Raw genomic sequence first — 19,451 nt, forward strand, 5'->3', positions numbered from 1 at the left:
TCAGGCGACTCCACAGAGTTGGCGCAGCTGCGCGGTGTCCAGGTGTTTTTCGATGAGGTCGGCCAGGCGCTCGATATCCCGCTCGCGCAGGGCGTCGTAGTCGATGCTCTGCACCGCCTCCAGGCCCGCCCAGCGCAGCAACGCGGCGCACGAGTGGCTGCCTTCGAACAGACCATGCAGGTAGGTCGCGAGGATCTGCCCGTCGGCGCTGATGGCACCGTCGCAGCGGCCATCGGCGAGTTGCACGGCGGGTTGCTCCAGCGCCGGGCCACGGGTCACACCGGCATGGATTTCATACCCGCTGACCGCCGACTGCTCCAGCTGTAGGGTGCCGGAAACATTGCGCAGCTGTTTTTCGGCCTCGAGCTCAGTCACGTAGTCGAGCAGGCCAAGGCCGGGGCTGGTCCCGGCCGGGCCCTCGAGCCCCAGCGGATCTCGCACTTCGCGGCCGAGCATCTGCAGCCCGCCGCAGATGCCGATGAGCTTGCCGCCATAGCGCAGGTGACGCTCGATCGCCGTGCCCCAGCCACGCTCGCGCAGTTGCGCGAGGTCGGCGCGCACGCTCTTCGAGCCGGGCAGGATGATCAGGTCGGCCGGCGGGATCGGTTGCCCTGGGCCAATGAACTGCAAGTCGACCTGCGGGTGCAGGCGCAAGGGGTCGAAGTCGGTGTGGTTGCTGATGCGTGGCAGTACCGGCACGATCACCTTGAGCACCCGCTCGGCCTTGGCCGGCTGGCGCGCATCGATGGCGTCCTCGGCCTCCAGGTGCAGGTCGGTGACATACGGCAGCACGCCGAGCACGGGTTTGCTGGTGCGCTGTTCGAGCCAGTCGAGGCCGGGCTGCAGCAGGGCGATGTCGCCACGGAAGCGGTTGATGACGAAGCCCTTGACCCGCGCCTGCTCGCTGGGCGAGAGCAGCTCGAGGGTGCCGACCAGGTGGGCGAAGACGCCGCCGCGGTTGATATCAGCGACCAGGATCACCGGGCAGTCGACCGCCTCGGCAAAGCCCATGTTGGCGATGTCACCGGCGCGCAGGTTGATCTCCGCCGGCGAGCCGGCGCCCTCCACCATCACCACCGGATAGGCCGCCTGCAGGCGCTGGTGCGAGGCCAGCACGGCCTGCATGGCGATGGCCTTGTAGTCGTGGTAGGCCACGGCATTCATGCTGGTCACCGCACGGCCGTGGATGATCACCTGGGCGCCGGTGTCACTGTTGGGCTTGAGCAGCACCGGGTTCATGTCGGTGTGCGGCGCCAGCCGGCAGGCCTGGGCCTGCACCGCCTGGGCGCGGCCGATCTCGCCGCCGTCGGCGGTCACGGCGCTGTTCAGCGCCATGTTCTGCGGCTTGAACGGCACCACGCCGACGCCCTGGCGCAACAGCCAGCGGCACAGGGCAGTCACCAGCGTGCTCTTGCCGGCATCGGAAGTGGTGCCTTGCACCATGAGGGTGGTCATGCCGATTCCTTCTGATAGTCAGCCAGCGCGTGCCGCAGCCGCTGCTCGTCCACCGGCGTGGCCGGCAGGCCGAAGCGCAGCGCCTGCGGATGCTCGAACAGGCGCACGAGAATGCCCCGTCGGGCGAGAAATTCATGCAGGCGGGCCGCCTGCTCGCCGCGTACGTACTGGAACAGGTCGCAGCCGCCGGTAGGGTCCAGGCCGGTTTGCCCGAGCAACTCGGCCAGACGCTGGCTGGCCTGCTGGCAGCGGGCGATCTGCGCCGCATGCGCCGCGGCATCGGCCAGGCAGGCCTGGCCAAGTACCCGGGTCGGGCCGGGCACGGTCCACGGGCCGAGCAGCTCGGCCAGGCGCTGCAGCAAGGTCTGTTCGGCCATGACGAAGCCGAGGCGGACACCGGCCAGGCCGAAGAACTTGCCGAACGAGCGCAACACGATCAGCCCGGGCCGCTCGGCGCAGTCGACCACGCTGTGCTGCGGGGTGTTGTCCATGAACGCTTCATCCACCACCAGCCACGCGCCGCGAGCAGCGAGGCGCGCATGCCAGTCGAGCAGGCGTGCACGCGGTAGGGTGCGGCCGGTGGGGTTGTTGGGGTTGACCAGCAACAGCACATCCAGTGTGTCGAGGGCCTGCTCGACCTGCTCGTCAGCCAATTCGACCAGTGAGTGCCCGGCGCGCTGCCAGGCGTACGGGTGCTCGGCATAGCACGGCGCAAGCACCCCTACCCGACCGCCAGCACGCAGGTGCGGCAAGGCCTGGATCGCGGCTTGCGAGCCGGCCACTGGCAACAGCTGGGCAGCGCCGTAGTAAGCGCGCGCGGCCTGTTCCAGGCCGTCCTCGGTCTCTGGCAGACGCGCCCAGGCGTCCAGCGGGATCGGCGGGATCGCGTACGGCCAGGGGGCAATGCCACTGGACAGGTCGAGCCACTGCTCGCGGGCGATCCCGTAGTGGCGCACGGCGCGTTGCAGGCGGCCTCCGTGTTCAAGCATAGAGATAGCCTCCCAGGCAGATCACCAGCAACCACAGCCACACGCCGCGCTGCACCAGGCTCCAGCCACGCTCGATGGCTTCGGCGTCGGCCATCGGCCCCTCGCCCAGGCGCGGGCGCTCGTGCAGCTCGCCATGGTAGACCGCCGGCCCACCCAGCTCGACGCCCAGCGCACCGGCGCCCGCGGCCATCACCGGGCCGGCGTTGGGGCTGTCCCACAGCGGCGCCTGATTGCGCCAGCAGGCCAGGGCCAGGCGGGTCTTGCCGAGCAGCGCGTAGGTCAGCGCCACCAGCCTGGCGGGCACATAGTTGAGCACGTCATCGATGCGCGCGGCGGCCCAGCCGAACCGCTCGAAGCGTTCGTTGCGATAACCCCACATGGCGTCCAGGGTATTGCTCAGGCGGTACAGCACCACGCCCGGCGCGCCAGCGACGATGAACCAGAACAGCGCGGCAAACACCGCGTCGCTGCCGTTTTCCAGCACCGACTCGGTGGCCGCGCGGGCCACGGCGGGCTCGTCCAGCTCGCGGGTCTCGCGGCTGACCAGATACCCCACACGCCGCCGTGCCTCGGTCAGGTCACCACGGCGCAAGGCCTCGGCCACCGGCAGCACATGTTCGCCCAGGCTGCGCAGGCCCAGCGCGCAATACAGCGCCAGCACGTCGACGATCCAGCCGATGTACGGCAACCAGGAGAGGATCAGCGCCAGCAGGGTCAGCGGCACCACGGCCAGGAACCAGGCACTGACGCCATGGCTGCGCCAGCCTCGGCCACCGGCATTGAGCCGTTGCTCGAGGCGCTTGGCCAGGTTGCCGAAGGCCACCAGCGGATGGCGCCGTTGCGGCTCGCCAAGCAAGGCGTCGAGGGCGACGCCGGCCACGGTCAGCAGGGCCACGCTCATGGCTGCTCCCCCCATTGGTTGTCGTAGAGCATGTCGCTCAAAGGCCGTTGTTCGGCCCAGTCCTGCATGACCAGCATCGGCGCGGGGTAGAACGCCTCGACCGGCCCCAGGCAGAGCACCGCGACCGGTTTGGCGCCGGCCGGCATGCCCAGCAGCTGGCCCAGCGCCTGCGGGTCGAACAGCGACACCCAGCCCATCCCCAGGCCCTCGGCACGCGCCGCCAGCCAGAGGTTCTGGATCGCGCAGGCAAGCGAGGCAAGGTCCATTTCCGGCAGGGTACGGCGGCCGAAGATGTGCGGCTCGCGGTTGTCCATCAGCGCGGCGACCAGTACCTCGGCGCAGTCGTTGATGCCTTCGACCTTGAGTTTCATGAATTCATCGGAGCGCTCGCCGAGGGCTTCGGCCGTGCGCACCCGCTCCTCCTCGACCAGCGCCTGGATGCGCCCGCGCAGTTCACGCTGGCTGATGCGGATGAAGCGCCAGGGTTGCATCAGCCCAACGCTGGGGGCCTGGTGGGCGGCGCCGAGCAGGCGTGTGAGCAGCTCCGGGGCCACTTCGCCACCGGCAAAGTGGCGCATGTCGCGGCGCTCACCGATGGCCCGGTACAGTGCATCGCGCTCGGCCGTGCTGAAAGCGTGTTCGTTCATGGTCGCAGCAGCGCCGCCGCCGCATCAGGGTTGGACGGGAAATAGAAGTGCACGTAGGAGGCGGTCAGCCGTCCCAGGCGATAGACCGCCTCGTTGCCACGCCCGCCATTGGGGCTCAGCCCGCGGGCGATGGGTTCGAGCGCGGTGCTGGTCAACGAATGGTGATAGGTGTGGCCGCGCAAGGTGCCTTCCGGCAGCTCTACCGCTTGCAGGGCAAGGGCCGCCAGGCGCTTCTGCATCACCGCTTCGCCCGGCAGCAGGCCGAGCAAGGGCGCGCGCTCGCCGGCAACGTCGGTCAGCGCATCGAGCAGGTAGAGCATGCCGCCACACTCGGCCAGCAGCGGCTTGCCCTGGGCATGATGGGCGCGGATCGCTTCGAGCATCGGTGCGTTGGCCGCCAAGGCATGGTGGTGCAGCTCTGGATAGCCACCGGGCAGGTACAGGCTGTCCACCGCCGGCATCTCACGGTCGTGCAGCGGCGAGAACACCGCCAGCTCGGCGCCCATGGCACGCAGCAGCTCAAGGTTGGCGCCATAGGTGAAGGCAAAGGCTTCGTCCTGGGCGACGCCGATGCGCACGCCGGCCAGCGAACGTGTCACGGGCACCGGCTCGGGCGCGGCGAAGGTGACAGGCGGCGGCAGCGCTGCATCGCAGCTCGAGCCGAGCGCCTCGGCGGCGGCGTCCAGGCGCACATCGAGGTCATTCAGCTCGCTGGCCTGGACCAGCCCGAGGTGGCGGCTGGGCAACTCGATGCCGCGCTCGCGCGACAACCCGCCGTACCAGCGCAGGCCTTCGGTGAGGCTGCCTTCGAGCAGCTGCGCATGGCGCAGGCTGCCCACGCGGTTGGCCAGCACTCCGGCAAACGGCATGTCGGCCTGGTAGCGCGCCAAGCCCAGGGCCAGCGCGCCAAAGGTCTGGGCCATGGCCGTGCCATCGATCACCGCCAGCACCGGCACGCCGAAATGCCGCGCCAGGTCGGCGCTCGACGGCGTGCCATCGAACAGCCCCATGACCCCTTCGATGAGGATCAGGTCGGCCTCGGCGGCCGCTTCCCAGAGCAGCCGACGGCTTTCATCGGCGCCGATCATCCACAGGTCGAGCTGGTACACCGGGTGGCCGCTGGCACGCTCGAGGATCATCGGGTCGAGAAAGTCCGGGCCGCACTTGAACACCCGGACCTTACGCCCGAGGTTGCGGTGCAGGCGGGCCAGGGCGGCGGTGACCGTGGTCTTGCCCTGGCCGGATGCCGGTGCTGCGATCAGCACCGCCGGACACTGGCGGGGCTCACTCATAATTCCACGCCCTTCTGCGCGCGGATACCGGCCTGGAAGGCGTGCTTGAGCACGCCCATCTCGGTCACGGTGTCGGCCAGCTCGATCATCTGCTCCTTGGCGCCACGGCCGGTGACGATGACGTGCTGCATCGGCGGGCGCGCCTGCAGGTCGGTGAGCACCTGGTCGAGGTCGAGGTAGCCGTGCTTGAGGGCGATGTTCAGCTCATCGAGGACGACGAACTGGATCGACGGGTCCTGCAGCAGTTGCCGCGACACGTCCCAGGCTGCTTCAGCCGCGGCGATGTCGCGTTGGCGGTCCTGGGTTTCCCAGGTAAAGCCCTCGCCCATCACGTGGTAGCGCACCTGCTCGGGGAAGCGCCGGAAAAACAGCTCTTCGCCGGTGCTGTTGCGGCCCTTGATGAACTGCACCACACCGCACTGCATGCCATGGCCGAGGGCGCGCGCGAGCATGCCGAAGGCCGAGCTGCTCTTGCCCTTGCCGTTGCCGGTGAGCACCAGCAGCAAGCCGCACTCGTTGGGGGAATTGGCGATGCGCTCGTCGATCACCGCCTTCTTGCGCTGCATGCGCGCCAGGTGGCGTTCGTCGCGTTCGGGGGTTTCGCTCATCAGGGTTCTCCGCAGGTTGCCTGCGCGCGCAGTGGGCGGCGACAGATCGATAGGCAGGCAAACGGAGAACGCGCAGGCGCCGTGGCGCAGGCCACAGTGAACTGTGCATCACCCTCCGTGATGCCGTTGGCAGTAACAGGCCGGTCTCCGGGCTCGTGAGCGGGGCTGGGCCCGATGGCTGCGCGCCTTCCCGGATCGAACGATCCAGTGGCCGTGCGCGGCCTTGACTCACCTACCGTTGCGGGGGCAGCGCCGGAATGTCACCGGCTTCCCAGTTTCACCCCGCCAGAGCATCGTCCGCAGGGCACCTGAAACACGTCGCGAAGGTTAGAGGGTTGGGCTCGGAGCGTCAATTAAACAAGGCACTGAACCTCGCTGAACCTCAGCCGCTCTTAACTTCAAGGCCCCTCTCACGAGAATCCCGAGCATGAACAGGACGAGAACTGCGGTTGCGCTGGTGCTGGTCGCCGGCCTCGGTGGCTGCGGCGAAACCGCCAGCCTGGGTGTCAGTGATGGCTTCGGCCCAGCGCCACGACTGCCGGAGCCGAACAAGACCCTGATCCCGACCGTCAACGTCGCCCCGGCAATCGGTTGGCCACAGGGTGGCAAGCCGATTGCCGCCGCTGGCACCCAGGTGGTGGCGTTCGCCGACAAGCTCGACCATCCGCGCTGGCTCTATGTGTTGCCCAATGGCGATGTGCTGGTGGCGGAAACCAACGCCCCGCCCAAGCCCGACGATGGCAAGGGCGTACGCGGCTGGTTCATGAACAAGGCCATGGCCCGCGCGGGTGCCGGCGTGCCCAGCGCCAACCGGATCACCCTGCTGCGCGACGCCGACCATGATGGGGTCGCCGAGACCCGCAGCACCTTTATCGAAGGGCTCAATTCGCCGTTCGGCATGGCCCTGGTCGGCAAGGACTTCTACGTGGCCGACACCGACCGGCTGCTGCGCTTTCACTATGAACCGGGCGCGCTGCAGATCCGCGAGCAGGGCCAGAAGGTCGTCGACTTGCCGGGCGGCACGCTCAACCATCACTGGACCAAGAACGTCATCGCCAGCCCCGACGGCTCAAAGCTCTATGTGACGGTGGGCTCCAACAGCAACGTCGGCGAAAACGGCATGGACCAGGAGCAGGGCCGCGCGGCGATCTGGCAGGTCGACCCGGCCAGCGGCCAGCACCGCCTGTTTGCCTCAGGCCTGCGCAACCCCAATGGCCTGGCCTGGGAGCCGCAGTCCGGGGCGCTGTGGACGGCGGTCAACGAGCGCGATGAGATCGGCAGCGACCTGGTGCCCGACTACATCACCTCGGTCAAGGATGGCGGCTTCTATGGCTGGCCCTACAGCTACTACGGGCAGCATGTGGACAGCCGGGTCACGCCGCAGGATGCGCAAAAGGTCGCCAGCGCGCTGGTCCCCGACTATGCCGTGGGGCCGCACACCGCCTCGCTTGGGCTGACCTTCGCCGAGCCGGGTGTGTTGCCCGCACCGTTCGAGCGCGGTGCCTTGATCGGCCAGCACGGCTCGTGGAACCGCAAGCCGCACAGTGGCTACAAAGTGGTCTTCGTGCCCTTCGATGCTGCCGGTAAACCCGCAGGCAAGCCGGTGGACCTGCTCAGTGGTTTTCTCGATGGCGATGGCAAGGCGATGGGCCGGCCGGTGGGCGTGATCAACGACGGGCGTGACGGCGTGTTGGTGGCGGACGATGTCGGCAATATGATCTGGCGGGTGAGCAAGGCGCGCTGATAGCAGATCAGGGGGCCGCCTTGCGGCCCCACCTGCTCAAGGATTCTGCGCCAGGTGCCCAGCGGGCAGGATGCGCTTGGCCTGCAGGTAAGCCTTGGCCCAGTAGCTGTTGGACAGGTAATCCAGCCTTACCGTGCCGCCGGTACGCGGCGCATGGACGAAACGCCCCTCGCCCACGTAGATCCCGGCATGGCTGACCTGCCCAGCACCGCTGGTCGCAAAGAACACCAGATCCCCAGACTGCAGGGCATTGGCATCCACATTCGGCGCGCGCATGCCGATCATCTCGCGCGTCGAGCGTGGCAGGCTGATGCCCGCGGCATCCCGGTACACATAGCCAATCAGGCCACTGCAATCAAACCCGGAGTCCGGTGTATTACCGCCCCAGCGGTACGGCGTGCCCACCAGCCCAATGGCCCGGAACAACACATCCTCCGCCGCAGGCGACGAAGTAACCGGTTGATTGAAAGTGATTTTTGGCTGAACAACCGGCGCCGGAGCCGGCGCACGGCTGGAGCAGGCAGCCAGCAAGGCCACCAGGGAAAGCATTGCCAAGCGCGCGACTGTCACCATGGCCAGAACTTCCTGTCAGAGAGCGATCGGCCACAGCCGAAAAGCGTTGAGAATTTAGATTAGACGGTTTCTGTAAACGCACACGGCGGCGAGCTTTTCAGCTCGCCGCCGTGTGCGAATATAGCAATTAGCTATCAGTTACGCGAGATCGTGGTCGGCGCCATGGCCAGGGCGCGCTTGGCCTCGATAAAGGTCTTGCTCCAGTAGCGATCACCGAGGTTGTCGATGCGCACACCACCGCTGCGGCGGCTGCTGGAGTGGATGAACTGGTTGTCACCCAGGTAGATGCCAGCATGGCTGACCCGGCCGCGGCCGTTGGTGCTGAAGAACAGCAGGTCGCCCGGTTTGAGCTTGTTGCGCGCCACTTTCGGTGCATCGACGTTGATCATTTCGCGGGTCGAGCGTGGCAGGTTCATGCCAGCCTCTTCGCGGAACAGATAGCCGATGAAACCGCTGCAGTCGAAACCGGACTGCTCAGAGGTGCCGCCGAAACGGTAGCGGGTGCCGATCAACGCCATGCCACGCTCCAGGATGCTGTCGGCAAGGACAGGCAGCTGGTAGGGCTTGCTGTTGCTGGAGAAGGTGTTCAGGTCTTCTTCGCTGGCCAGCGACTCTTCATCAAAAACCGAAGAAGCCGAAGGTTTGGCCACGACCGCAGTGTGAGCGGCGACCTGGGGGTGATCCTGGGGCTGGGAAACCGGGCCATGAGCCGCGCAGCCAAAAAGCAGGGTCACGAGTGCGAGTGGCACGAGGGGTGCGAAGCGCTTTAGCATGGGCACGACCGTGTCTTTAATCCTTTAGAAGAGGGAAACTATGCCCTCTATCATGGCCATTTGCAAATTTTATCGAAGAATATGTGACTTTTCCGTTTTACCGCTCTGGGCCGGTGTTTTCAGTCACTTACCAGCCGAGCGTTTCCTTCAGAAACGGGATGGTCAGCTTGCGCTGGGCCTGCAGGGAGGCCTGGTCGAGTCGCTCGAGCAGGTCAAACAGCGCACTCATGCTGCGCGCACCGCGGGTGAGGATGAAGTGCCCGACCTCGTCGGTCAGGTGCAGGCCGCGGCGTGAGGCGCGCAGCTGCAGGGCACGCAGCTTGTCTTCATCGGACAGGCCACGCATCTGGAAAATCAGCGCCAGGGTCAGCCGCGACTTGAGGTCGGCGAGTTTGATCGGCAGCTCGCGTGGCGAGCTCGAGGCGGCCAGCAGCAGGCGCCGGCCACTGTCACGCAGGCGGTTGAAGAGGTGGAACATGGCCTCTTCCCAGTCGGCCTTGCCGGCGATCACATGCAGGTCGTCGATGCACACCAGCTCGTACTGCTCGAGGTGATCGAGCAGCTCGACACCGCGTTCGAGCAATTGCGCCAGGGGCAGGTACACGGCCAGTTCGCCGCGCTGCTGGAAACGCTGGGTGGCGGCCTGCAACAGGTGAGTGCGGCCCACACCCTGCTTGCCCCATAAATAGATGAGGCTCTCGGTCCAGCCGGCGTCGGCTTCGCATAGCCGCTCGACGTAGCCCAATGCTGCGGCATTGGCGCCCGGATAGTAGTTGATGAAGGTGGCGTCATCGCGCAGACGCACACCCAGGGGCAACTGGATCGGTTTCATGCTGGGCTGACGGTCGCGAGGACCACGGGGGCCTTTGATAAACAGTGTGCAAAGTCTATACCCGCAACGCGGGCGGCACAATCAGCGCGCGGAATAGCCCAAGAAAAATCAATGAGTTGCGCTACAAAAAAGGTTGTTTACGGATGATTGGGAGGGTTGCCGGGGGTGGCGCGGGTCGATTTTTGAGCTTATCCGTTTGCTGTGGTGGGGCTACTGGCCCCTTCCGCCCTTACGGCGGGTCACTTAATGAGATGGTCACCCCGGCACTCTGCGCAGGCTAGGCTTGCGCAGGGTGTTTTTATCTCCGGAGATCATCACCATGAGCGAAGTGGCATTAGTCGGCATCGACATCGGCAAGCACACCTTCCACCTGCATGCTCAGGATAGGTCCGGCCGGGAAGTGCTACGCAAGAAGTGCTCACGACAGCAATTAATGCGCTTTTTCTCCAACCATCCGGTATGCACCGTGGTGATGGAAGCCTGCGCTGGAGCGCATTACCTGGCGCGTGAACTGAAAGCTGCGGGGCACGATGCCAAGCTGATTTCCCCTCAGTTCGTGCGACCTTTCGTCAAAAGTAACAAGAACGATTTTGTCGACGCTCAAGCGATCTGCGAAGCCGCTTCTCGGCCAACGATGCGTTTCGTCGCGGCCAAGACTGTGGAGCAGCAGACGCTTTCAGTCTCACACCGGATTCGTGAATCGCTGATCCGCGACCGCACCAAGACGGTGAACCAGATGCATGGATTCTTGCTCGAGTTCGGCATCAGCCTGCCGACCGGGCTGGCAGTCGTCAAACGGCTAGCCTCGATCCTTGAGGAACACGACCTGCCTGTGCGCCTCATCGCTTTGCTGCAGCGCCAGCACGACCATTTCGTCTATCTGGAAGAGCAAATCAAGGTGTTGGACAAGGAGCTGGAAAGCCAGCTGGCTGACGATGATCTCGGAAGCCGTTTGTTGAGCATCCCGTGTGTTGGCCCGATCACCGCCAGCCTGCTGGCCGTACAGATGGGCGACGGTCAGCAATACAGCTGTAGTCGGGATTTTGCGGCATCCGTCGGTTTGGTACCCAAACAGTTCAGTACCGGCGGCAAGCCCAACCTGCTAGGAATCAGCAAGCGCGGCGACAAGAATCTACGGCGCTTGTTGGTGCAATGCGCCCGGGTGTACATGCTGCGCCTGGAGCACCAAAAAGGTCCCTTGGCCGAATGGGTGAGGTCGCTGTCAATGCGGCGACACTCCAATGTGGTGGCCTGTGCGTTGGCCAACAAACTCGCACGTATCGCGTGGGCAATCACCACTCGGCACACGCAATATGAAGCGGAGCCAGACGTCACCAACGCCTGACCCCGCAGTACAGCACCGTTTTGCAAGTGTTTTACCACCAGGTTTTGCGATAGCTGACAACAGATGAAATAAACGGCCGATCGGCCTGACGGTGATCCTGGAAGAAAATTTGGCTCACAGAAGCCGCTCACTTTTTTAGGATCGTCAGGTGCGAATACTCATCGTGGCGCGGGATTAGAGCCCAATAGACGCCGGATAGATTTAAGCAAGCCACCCATTTCATCCGTTAATCAGTATTGCAAAAAATGGGGTGACCATAGATTTTTCTTGGAAAAAAGTAACCAAAAACCGCTTGCTCCTACATACGGCCCTTCGCTGCGCTACGGGTTCCCTCACTCCGGCCTTGCTCCCGCGAGGACCGGGCTGTACGGGCCTTCCTGGCCCGCAGCCCTTGCCGGCCTTCCTGGCCGTCACCTCGCTTCGCAAGACCTCCGTTCGGCCTCCTGAAGTCGCAGTAGATCAAGATCACAAGCCAGATCAAGGGCCAGATCAAGGGCCAGGGCAACGGCTGGCGAGTCGCTGCGCTCTCGCTTGTTTATAAGGGCGGTACAGCGCGGCAGCGCCAGAATTTGCATTGACCTTCCGGCCATCGCGGGCAAGCCCGCTCCTACAGGTCGGCGCGGTCTTTGTAGGAGCGGGCTTGCCCGCGATGAGGCCCGAATATCCAAACCCCATCCCACTATCGAAGATAACGCCAGCCCAGGCGCCACCCCTAACTTGGCGACCTCAGGAGGCCGAACGGAGGTCTTGCGGAGCGGGGTGACGGCCAGGAAGGCCGGCAAGGGCTGCGGGCCAGGAAGGCCGGCAAGGGCTGCGGGCCAGGAAGGCCGGCAAGGGCTGCGGGCCAGGAAGGCCCGTACAGCCCGGTCCACGCGGGAGCAAGACCGGAGTGAGGGAACCCGCAGCGCAGCGGAGGGCCGTATGTGGGAGCCGGCGGTTTTTGGTTACTTTTTTCCAAGAAAAAAAGTGACCCGCCGTAAGGGCGGAAGGGGCCATAAGCGCCACTACATGGAACGGATAAGCCCCCAGCGCCCAACGCCCAACACATCCACACCGAACACACGCAAAAAAAGGGGCCGCTTTGCGGCCCCACTTGCAATGTTAGTCAGCCAAGCGCCAGGTAGTGCCGCCCTTGCCGTCTTCCAGAACCACGCCCATGGCGGTGATCTGGTCACGGATCCGGTCCGACTCAGCCCAGTTCTTGTCGGCACGCGCCTGCAGACGCGCCTGGATCAGCGCCTCCACTTCAGCACCATCGACCTTGCCTTCGGCACCCGCACGCAAGAAGTCATCGGCGTCCAGCTGCAACACACCCAGCACCTCACCCAACTCGCGCAAGCGACCGGCCAGGCCAGCAGCGGCCTCGGCATCGCTCTCCCGCAGGCGGTTGACCTCACGCACCAGGTCAAACAGCACGGCGCAGGCTTCTGGCGTACCGAAGTCGTCGTTCATCGCCACACTGAAGCGCTCGACAAACGCCTCGCCACCCACCGCGGCCACCCGCGGCAAGCCGCGCAGTGCGTGGTAGAAGCGCTCCAGCGCGCCCTTGGCGTCGCGCAGGCTGTCTTCGGAGTAGTTGATCGCGCTGCGGTAATGGCTGGACACCAGCAGGTAGCGCACCACCTCCGGGTGGTACTTCTCGAGCACGTCGCGAATGGTGAAGAAGTTGTTCAACGACTTCGACATCTTCTCGCCATTGATCCGGATCATGCCGCAGTGCATCCAGGCATTGGCGTACTGCTTGCCCGTGGCCGCTTCGCTCTGGGCAATCTCGTTCTCGTGGTGCGGGAACTCCAGGTCGCTGCCGCCACCGTGGATGTCGAAGCTCTCGCCCAGGCAGCAGGTGGACATCACCGAGCACTCGATGTGCCAGCCCGGACGGCCCGGGCCCCACGGCGACTCCCAGCTCGGCTCGCCCGGTTTGACGCCCTTCCACAGGACGAAGTCGAGCGGGTCCTGCTTGGCCTCGTCGACCTCGATCCGCGCACCGATGCGCAGGTCTTCGATCTTCTTGCGCGACAGCTTGCCGTAGCCGACGAACTTGCCGACCCGGTAGTACACGTCGCCGTTGCCCGGCGCGTAGGCGTAACCCTTGTCGATCAGGGTCTGGATCATCGCGTGCATGCCCGGGATATGGTCGGTGGCACGCGGTTCCAGATCCGGCGGCAGGATGCTCAGACGGCGCTCGTCTTCGTGCATCGCGTCGATCATGCGCGCGGTCAGCGCTTCGAACGACTCACCGTTTTCGTTGGCACGGTTGATGATCTTGTCGTCGATGTCGGTGATGTTGCGCACATAGGTCAGCTCGTAGCCGCTCTTGCGCAGCCAGCGGGTGACCAGGTCGAAGGCCACCATGCTGCGGCCGTGGCCGAGGTGGCAGTAGTCGTACACGGTCATGCCGCAGACGTACATGCGCACCTTGTTGCCGTCCAGCGGCTTGAAGGCTTCCTTGGTCTTGCTCAGCGTGTTGTAGATGTTAAGCACGGCGATTCCTTAGCTACCCCAGGAGTCACGCAGGGTGACGGTGCGGTTGAACACCGGGCGGCCCGGCTGGGTGTCTTTCAGGTCGGCGCAGAAGTAGCCTTCGCGCTCGAACTGGAAACGGTCTTCAGGCTGGGCATTGGCCAGCGAAGGTTCCGCACGACAACCGCTCAGCACCTGCAGCGAGTCGGGATTGATGTTGTCCAGGAAGCTGCCGCCGTCTTCGGTCTTTTCCGGGTTGGCCGAACGGAACAGGCGATCGTACAGACGCACTTCGCATTCGACGCTGGTGGCCGCCGGGACCCAGTGGATCACACCCTTGACCTTGCGGCCCTCAGGGTTCTTGCCCAGGGTGTCCGGGTCGTACGAGCAGCGCAGCTCGACGATGTTGCCGTCGGCGTCCTTGATCGCCTCGTCGGCGCGGATCACGTAGCTGCCGCGCAGGCGCACTTCGCCGTTGGGTTCCAGGCGCTTGTAGCCTTTTGGCGGCTCTTCCATGAAGTCGTCACGGTCGATGTACAGCTCACGCGCGAACGGCAGCACGCGTACACCCATGTCTTCTTTCGGGTGGCGTGGCAGTTCGAGGTTCTCGACCTGGCCTTCCGGGTAATTGGTGATCACCACCTTCAGTGGACGCAGCACGCACATGGCGCGTGGCGCGGTGCGGTCGAGGTCGTCACGGATGCTGAACTCGAGCATGTTCATGTCGACCACGCCGTCGGAGCGGTTGGTGCCGATCATCTCGCAGAAGTTGCGGATCGACGCCGGGGTGTAGCCGCGGCGGCGGAAGCCCGACAGGGTCGACATGCGCGGGTCGTCCCAGCCTTGCACGTGCTGCTCGTCGACCAGCTGCTTGAGCTTGCGCTTGGAGGTGATGGTGTAGTTCAGGTTCAGGCGGCTGAACTCGTACTGACGCGGGCGCGCCGGTACCGGCAGGTTGTCGAGGAACCAGTCGTACAGCGGGCGATGACCTTCGAACTCCAGGGTGCAGATCGAGTGGGTGATCCCCTCGATGGCGTCCGACTGGCCGTGGGTGAAGTCATAGTTGGGGTAGATGCACCACGTGTCACCGGTCTGGTGGTGGTGGGCATGGCGGATCCGGTAGAGGATCGGGTCACGCAGGTTCATGTTCGGCGAGGCCATGTCGATCTTGGCCCGCAGCACGCGCTCGCCGTCCTTGAACTCACCGGCCTTCATGCGCGCGAACAGGTCGAGGTTTTCTTCGACGCTGCGCTCACGGAACGGGCTGTTCTTGCCCGGCTCGGTCAGGTTGCCGCGGTATTCCTTGGCCTGCTCGGGGGTCAGGTCGCAGACATAGGCGTTGCCCGATTTGATCAGCGCCACTGCCCAGTCGTGCAACTGGTCGAAGTACTGCGAGGCATAGCGCACCGGGCCGGCCCACTCGAAGCCCAACCATTTGACATCGCTCTGGATGGCGTCGATGTACTCCTGGTCTTCCTTGGCCGGGTTGGTGTCGTCGAAACGCAGGTGGCAGGCGCCGCCGAATTCCTTGGCCAGGCCGAAGTTGACGCAGATCGACTTGGCGTGGCCAATGTGCAGGTAGCCGTTGGGCTCCGGCGGGAAGCGGGTGACGATGCTGGTGTGCTTGCCCGAGTCCAGGTCGGCCTGGACGATCGGCCGAAGGAAGTTCGCAGGGACGGCGGGCGCGCCTTTGGCAGCGGCGTTGGGCGCGTTGTCGGCAGTGGGCTTGCTCATAGGATCCTTGAATGCACGTGTTCAGCCTGGGTAGGCCGATTGAATCAAAGGGCCTATCATAGCCGAAGCAGTCAAGCTGCTGACAGCCGGGCGCCGACAAAGTGGCGCGATTTATCGCAGCTAATTGTCGCGATCCGGCAAAATGGCCGCCGCACCCGTGTGCCGTGGCCGCCTGATGCAGCGTCAGGTGACAGAGCGTGCACCTGTGCAGCCCATTTTCCGAATGCCTTGAAAGAGCGAATTCAGCATGTCCAAAGTCAAACTGACCACCAACCACGGCGACATCGTCCTGGAACTGAACGCCGAAAAGGCGCCACTGACCGTCGCCAACTTCATCGCCTACGTTGAAGCCGGCCACTTCTCCAACACCGTGTTCCACCGTGTGATCAAAGGCTTCATGATCCAGGGCGGCGGCTTCGAGCCAGGCATGAGCGAGAAGAAAGACAAGCGTGCCAGCATCCAGAACGAAGCGGACAACGGCCTGAAGAACGACAAGTACACCATCGCCATGGCCCGTACCATGGAGCCGCATTCGGCCTCCGCGCAGTTCTTCATCAACGCCTCGAACAACGACTTCCTCAACCACAGCGGCAAGAACGTGCAGGGTTGGGGTTACGCGGTGTTCGGTAAAGTGACCGAAGGCACCGACGTCGTCGACAAGATCGAAGCCGTTGCCACCGGTTCCAAAGCCGGCCACCAGGACGTGCCGAAAGAAGACGTGATCATCGAGAAAGCCGAGATCATTGGGTGATTCTGCTGATCTCTGATCTGCACCTGCAAGAAGAACGCCCGGATATTTCCCGGGCGTTTGTTGATCTGCTCGACGGCCGTGCCCGGCACGCCAAGGCGCTGTACATCCTTGGCGATTTTTTCGAAGCGTGGATTGGCGATGACGCCATGACCCCCTTCCAGCAGTCGATCTGCCAGGCCCTGCGCCGGCTGAGCGACAGCGGCACGGCGATCTACCTGATGCACGGCAACCGCGACTTCCTCATCGGCCAGGCCTTCTGCAAGGCCGCCGGCTGTACCCTGCTGGACGACCCCAGCGTGGTCGAGCTTGGCGGTGAACCGGTGTTGCTGATGCATGGCGACACGTTGTGCACCCGCGACGTGGGCTACATGAAACTGCGCCGCTACCTGCGCAACCCGCTGAGCCTGTGGATTCTGCGGCACCTGCCGCTGGCCACGCGGCACAAGCTGGCGCGCAAGCTGCGCAGCGAAAGCCAGTCGCAGACGCGCATGAAGAACACCGAGATCGTCGACGTCACACCTGAAGAAGTCCCCCAGGTGATGGCCGCGCATGGCGTGCGCACGCTGGTCCATGGGCATACCCACCGGCCAGCGATCCACAAGTTGCTGGTCGACGGCGCGCCGGCCAGGCGCATCGTGCTGGGTGACTGGGACCGCCGTGGCTGGGCGTTGCAGGTGGATGAACAGGGCTTCCAGCTGGCCCCGTTCGAGTTTTCCTGAAGCGTCACTGGCCCCTTCGCGGGGCAAGCCCGCTCCCACAGGATCCGCGCAAATCTGCAGAAAAGCGCCATCCCTGTGGGAGCCGGCTTGCCCCGCGAAGAGGCCAGTGAAGCCTCAATCGATCAATGGCCGGTACTGGCCACCGCCGCCTTGTCCCGCTCACTGATCACATACTGGCGATACTGCGGGTCAGCCTTGATCTGCGCCTCGGTAAACGGAATCGGCGCCAGCTGCTTGGCCGAGAACGCCCGCGTCTGGTCGGCGAAATGCACCGAAGCCGCCTCACTGGACTGGGAAAACGCCAACAAGCCCTGCGCCTGCGGCCCCTGATCGGTAAAGCTGACCAGTTGCAGGTAGCTGGTACCACTGACTACCAAGCGCTTGCCCTGCCCCATCGGCACGCTGTACATGGCGTTGTACACCCCCAGCGCCTGCGGCCCACCCGGCACCGGCGTGCCATCGGCCGCCTGCTGGATCTGCCCCCAACGGCTGTCAGCCTGCACACCGGCCTTGGCCACCTGCTGCAGTGACGCCAACGCCGCGTCATGCACGCGCTTGCTCACCGCCGCCTGCTCCACCGCCAAGCCACGCGGGGTGTGCTGCGGATCGGCCGGGTCGAACGCCACCCGCCAGCTTTGCGGGTGCTCGGCCAACGCCGCCATGATGTGCTCGAAATGCACCAGCCCTACCCCGCTGTCGAGGTCGGCCTTGCCATTCCAGGCGCTCAGGCTGGCGCACACCGGCGCCACATCGGCCGCGGCCGTCTTGCACCAGCCCAGCAGGTCAGGCAGCACCAGGCTGGCCAGGTACACCTCGTCATCCAGCACCATGCGTTGCAACTGCGCGACACCGAGCTTGGCAGTGCCCTGCAACCGCTCGAGGGCAAAGCGGCCGCGCATGCCCAGCGGCTGGTCGTCACGGCTGATCAGCGGCGAGAAGCCGGTCAGCGGCTGCGCCGGGTTGGCCATGCGCGCCGGGTCGTTGGAGTTCTGCACGAAGTCGCGACGCTCCAGGCTCGGCAGCAGGCGCGCCGGGAAGATCCCCGGCTGGGCCGCCTGCGGGTCGACCTTCCACTGGCAGGCACTGCGCGAACCGTCCAGCACCACCAACCGCGCCCCCGCCGCCGGGTCACTGCACTGGGCCAGCAGGTCCTTGTCCACGTAGGGGACGACCGACTGGTTCAAGTACAGCGCCTGACCGCCGGCATCCACGGCCAGGGTATTGACCCACGGCACCCCTTGCAGCTGCGCCACCGAGTCCTTGAGGCCGGCCAGGCTGTCGGCGCGGTTGATCCGGTCCCACTGCTGCAGCACCCGGGTGTTGTCCAGGTTGGCGTCACGCAGGCTGTAGGCATGGCGGTTGTCCCAGTCGAGCTTGCCCGGCCACTGCACCACCGGGCCGAAGTTCGAGCTATAGACCTGGCGCTCGACCTGGCTGAGCTGGCCATCCGCGCCCTTGACCGCGACGGTCAGGGTCTGGCGCGCCAACGGCAGCGACTGGCCATCAAGCAGGTAACGGGTCGGGTCCTTCGGGTCGAGCGCCAGGCGATACAGGGTGAAGTGCTTGGACGTGTCGACCGTGTGGGTCCAGGCCAGGTGGCGGTTGAAGCCGATGTTGACCACCGGCAGGCCCGGCAACGCGGCGCCCATCACATCCAGCTGGCCCGGAATGGTCAGTTGCATCTGATAGAAGCGCATGCCGCCCAGCCACGGGAAATGCGGGTTGGCCAGCAACAGCCCACGGCCGTTTTCAGAGCGTTCGGCACCCACCGCCACGGCGTTGCTGCCACGCTCCATGGCGAACTTCTCCTGGCGCTCCAGGGCCAGGCTGAAATCACCCGCCGGACGCTGCGCGGCCAGCTTGGGCGGGGTCGCACCCACCAGCGCCTCGACGAACTGCCCGGCGCCGCCTTCGGCCAGCAGCCGGCGGGTCAGCTTGACCAGGTCAAGGCTGGTCAGCGGCCGCACCCAGTCGCCCGATCCGCACTCTGCCGGCAGCCCTTGCGCCTTGCGCTCGGCCAGTGCGCGGTTGAAGCCGCTGGCGTAGCCGTCGAGCAAGTCGCGCACACGGGTGGGCTGGGCCTTGAGAAACCCGCTCACGGCGGTCGGGGTATTGAGCCAGGTGAAGAACAGGTCGCTGTCGAGGTTGTTGCGCTGCTCGACGGTCTTGCCCTGGGCGCCCAGGAAGCGCGAGCGCTCGCCGTTGACGGTGAGCACCTCGTTGGCCAGCAGGCAGAGGTTGTCCTGGGCATAGGCATAGCCGATGCCGTAACCCAGCCCGCGCTCATCTTTGGCGACGATGTGCGGCACGCCAAAGCTGGTCCGGCGGATCTCGGCGGTGGCGACAGCGGCGCTGTCGCGGGCCTGGGCAGCCAGGCTGCAGGCGACCAGGGCGGCCGCCAGGCAGAGGCCGGTCATGGGGCGCGAAAGAGTGTTCACGGGCAATCCTCGGATTCTGGAGTCATCCCGTTTCAGACGAATGGATTGATGAAAATTTTACGGCAAACAACGTCTTGCAACGTCATCAAGAGATACCGGCAAATTTTTTTCGCCCGAAGCTGCAGTTTTTCAAATCTCATTCGTCTTTATAAGTGAGGCAACCATGAATTCGGGACAGTCCACGAAA

Annotated in this window: 16 protein-coding genes and 1 riboswitch; of the genes, 4 read left to right on the plus strand and 12 right to left on the minus strand. The window is 65.0% G+C overall.

The features are described from left to right. The 6 genes from CCOS865_RS16415 to cobO are packed head-to-tail and all read right to left on the minus strand — an operon-like array spanning position 1 to position 5,892. The gene (locus CCOS865_RS16415) at positions 1-1,455 is read right to left on the minus strand and encodes a cobyric acid synthase (protein WP_119142684.1); all 1,455 of its coding nucleotides are present in this window, start codon (positions 1,453-1,455) and stop codon (positions 1-3) included. After that, entirely contained in the window at positions 1,452-2,444 is a 993-nt protein-coding gene (gene cobD / locus CCOS865_RS16420) for a threonine-phosphate decarboxylase CobD (protein ID WP_119142686.1), read from the minus strand. The genes CCOS865_RS16415 and cobD overlap by 4 nt, the downstream gene beginning before the upstream one ends. Continuing rightward, positions 2,437-3,345 carry an adenosylcobinamide-phosphate synthase CbiB gene (gene cbiB / locus CCOS865_RS16425; protein WP_119142688.1) on the minus strand — a complete coding sequence of 303 codons (909 nt, stop codon included), beginning with the start codon at positions 3,343-3,345 and terminating at the stop codon, positions 2,437-2,439. Before cbiB ends, cobD begins: the two co-directional genes overlap by 8 nt. After that, a complete protein-coding gene (bluB, locus tag CCOS865_RS16430; protein WP_119142690.1) occupies positions 3,342-3,992 on the minus strand; it encodes a 5,6-dimethylbenzimidazole synthase in 651 nt (216 codons plus the stop codon). Before bluB ends, cbiB begins: the two co-directional genes overlap by 4 nt. Next, positions 3,989-5,284, minus strand: a complete 1,296-nt coding sequence (locus CCOS865_RS16435) for a cobyrinic acid a,c-diamide synthase CobB (RefSeq protein WP_119142692.1) — start codon at positions 5,282-5,284, stop codon at positions 3,989-3,991. The genes bluB and CCOS865_RS16435 overlap by 4 nt, the downstream gene beginning before the upstream one ends. Beyond that, positions 5,281-5,892 (minus strand): cob(I)yrinic acid a,c-diamide adenosyltransferase, encoded by a 612-nt coding sequence (gene cobO / locus CCOS865_RS16440; RefSeq protein WP_119142694.1) that lies wholly within the window; start codon positions 5,890-5,892, stop codon positions 5,281-5,283. The genes CCOS865_RS16435 and cobO overlap by 4 nt, the downstream gene beginning before the upstream one ends. 121 nt (positions 5,893-6,013) lie before the next feature. Next, positions 6,014-6,219: riboswitch (cobalamin riboswitch) on the minus strand. A 100-nt stretch (positions 6,220-6,319) separates the two neighbouring features. Between cobO and CCOS865_RS16445 the strand changes: the two genes are divergently transcribed. After that, the gene (locus tag CCOS865_RS16445) at positions 6,320-7,636 is read left to right on the plus strand and encodes a PQQ-dependent sugar dehydrogenase (RefSeq protein ID WP_119142696.1); all 1,317 of its coding nucleotides are present in this window, start codon (positions 6,320-6,322) and stop codon (positions 7,634-7,636) included. A gap of 36 nt (positions 7,637-7,672) precedes the next feature. Here the strand turns inward: CCOS865_RS16445 and CCOS865_RS16450 are convergent, their stop codons facing one another. The 3 genes from CCOS865_RS16450 to hda all read right to left on the minus strand — a co-directional run bounded on the left by CCOS865_RS16450 (position 7,673) and on the right by hda (position 9,814). Then, positions 7,673-8,209 (minus strand): C40 family peptidase, encoded by a 537-nt coding sequence (locus CCOS865_RS16450; protein WP_119142698.1) that lies wholly within the window; start codon positions 8,207-8,209, stop codon positions 7,673-7,675. A 134-nt stretch (positions 8,210-8,343) separates the two neighbouring features. After that, positions 8,344-8,982, minus strand: coding sequence for a C40 family peptidase (locus CCOS865_RS16455; RefSeq protein ID WP_119142700.1), 639 nt, complete (start codon positions 8,980-8,982; stop codon positions 8,344-8,346). Positions 8,983-9,109: 127 nt separating this feature from the next. Then, positions 9,110-9,814: a DnaA regulatory inactivator Hda gene (gene hda, locus CCOS865_RS16460; protein ID WP_119142702.1), complete on the minus strand. Its 705-nt coding sequence runs from the start codon at positions 9,812-9,814 to the stop codon at positions 9,110-9,112. A gap of 319 nt (positions 9,815-10,133) precedes the next feature. Between hda and CCOS865_RS16465 the strand changes: the two genes are divergently transcribed. After that, the gene (locus CCOS865_RS16465) at positions 10,134-11,159 is read left to right on the plus strand and encodes an IS110 family RNA-guided transposase (protein WP_119139278.1); all 1,026 of its coding nucleotides are present in this window, start codon (positions 10,134-10,136) and stop codon (positions 11,157-11,159) included. Positions 11,160-12,260: 1,101 nt separating this feature from the next. Here the strand turns inward: CCOS865_RS16465 and cysS are convergent. Together cysS and CCOS865_RS16475 are read right to left on the minus strand one after the other, a co-directional pair. Further along, positions 12,261-13,643: a cysteine--tRNA ligase gene (gene cysS, locus CCOS865_RS16470; protein ID WP_119142704.1), complete on the minus strand. Its 1,383-nt coding sequence runs from the start codon at positions 13,641-13,643 to the stop codon at positions 12,261-12,263. 9 nt (positions 13,644-13,652) lie between these two features. Continuing rightward, positions 13,653-15,356, minus strand: a complete 1,704-nt coding sequence (locus tag CCOS865_RS16475) for a glutamine--tRNA ligase/YqeY domain fusion protein (RefSeq protein WP_119142706.1) — start codon at positions 15,354-15,356, stop codon at positions 13,653-13,655. Between the two features lie 247 nt (positions 15,357-15,603). Between CCOS865_RS16475 and CCOS865_RS16480 the strand changes: the two genes are divergently transcribed. Together CCOS865_RS16480 and CCOS865_RS16485 are read left to right on the plus strand one after the other, a co-directional pair. Continuing rightward, positions 15,604-16,107, plus strand: a complete 504-nt coding sequence (locus CCOS865_RS16480; RefSeq protein ID WP_119142708.1) for a peptidylprolyl isomerase — start codon at positions 15,604-15,606, stop codon at positions 16,105-16,107. Further along, positions 16,104-16,826, plus strand: a complete 723-nt coding sequence (locus tag CCOS865_RS16485; RefSeq protein WP_119142710.1) for a UDP-2,3-diacylglucosamine diphosphatase — start codon at positions 16,104-16,106, stop codon at positions 16,824-16,826. Before CCOS865_RS16480 ends, CCOS865_RS16485 begins: the two co-directional genes overlap by 4 nt. Positions 16,827-16,948: 122 nt before the next feature. On the opposite strand, the gene pvdQ is transcribed toward CCOS865_RS16485, so the two are convergent. Then, positions 16,949-19,243, minus strand: a complete 2,295-nt coding sequence (pvdQ, locus tag CCOS865_RS16490) for a bifunctional acylase PvdQ (RefSeq protein WP_119142712.1) — start codon at positions 19,241-19,243, stop codon at positions 16,949-16,951. Between the last annotated feature and the right edge of the window lie 208 nt (positions 19,244-19,451).

It is taken from the genome of Pseudomonas reidholzensis (assembly GCF_900536025.1).
GTDB lineage: Bacteria > Pseudomonadota > Gammaproteobacteria > Pseudomonadales > Pseudomonadaceae > Aquipseudomonas > Aquipseudomonas reidholzensis.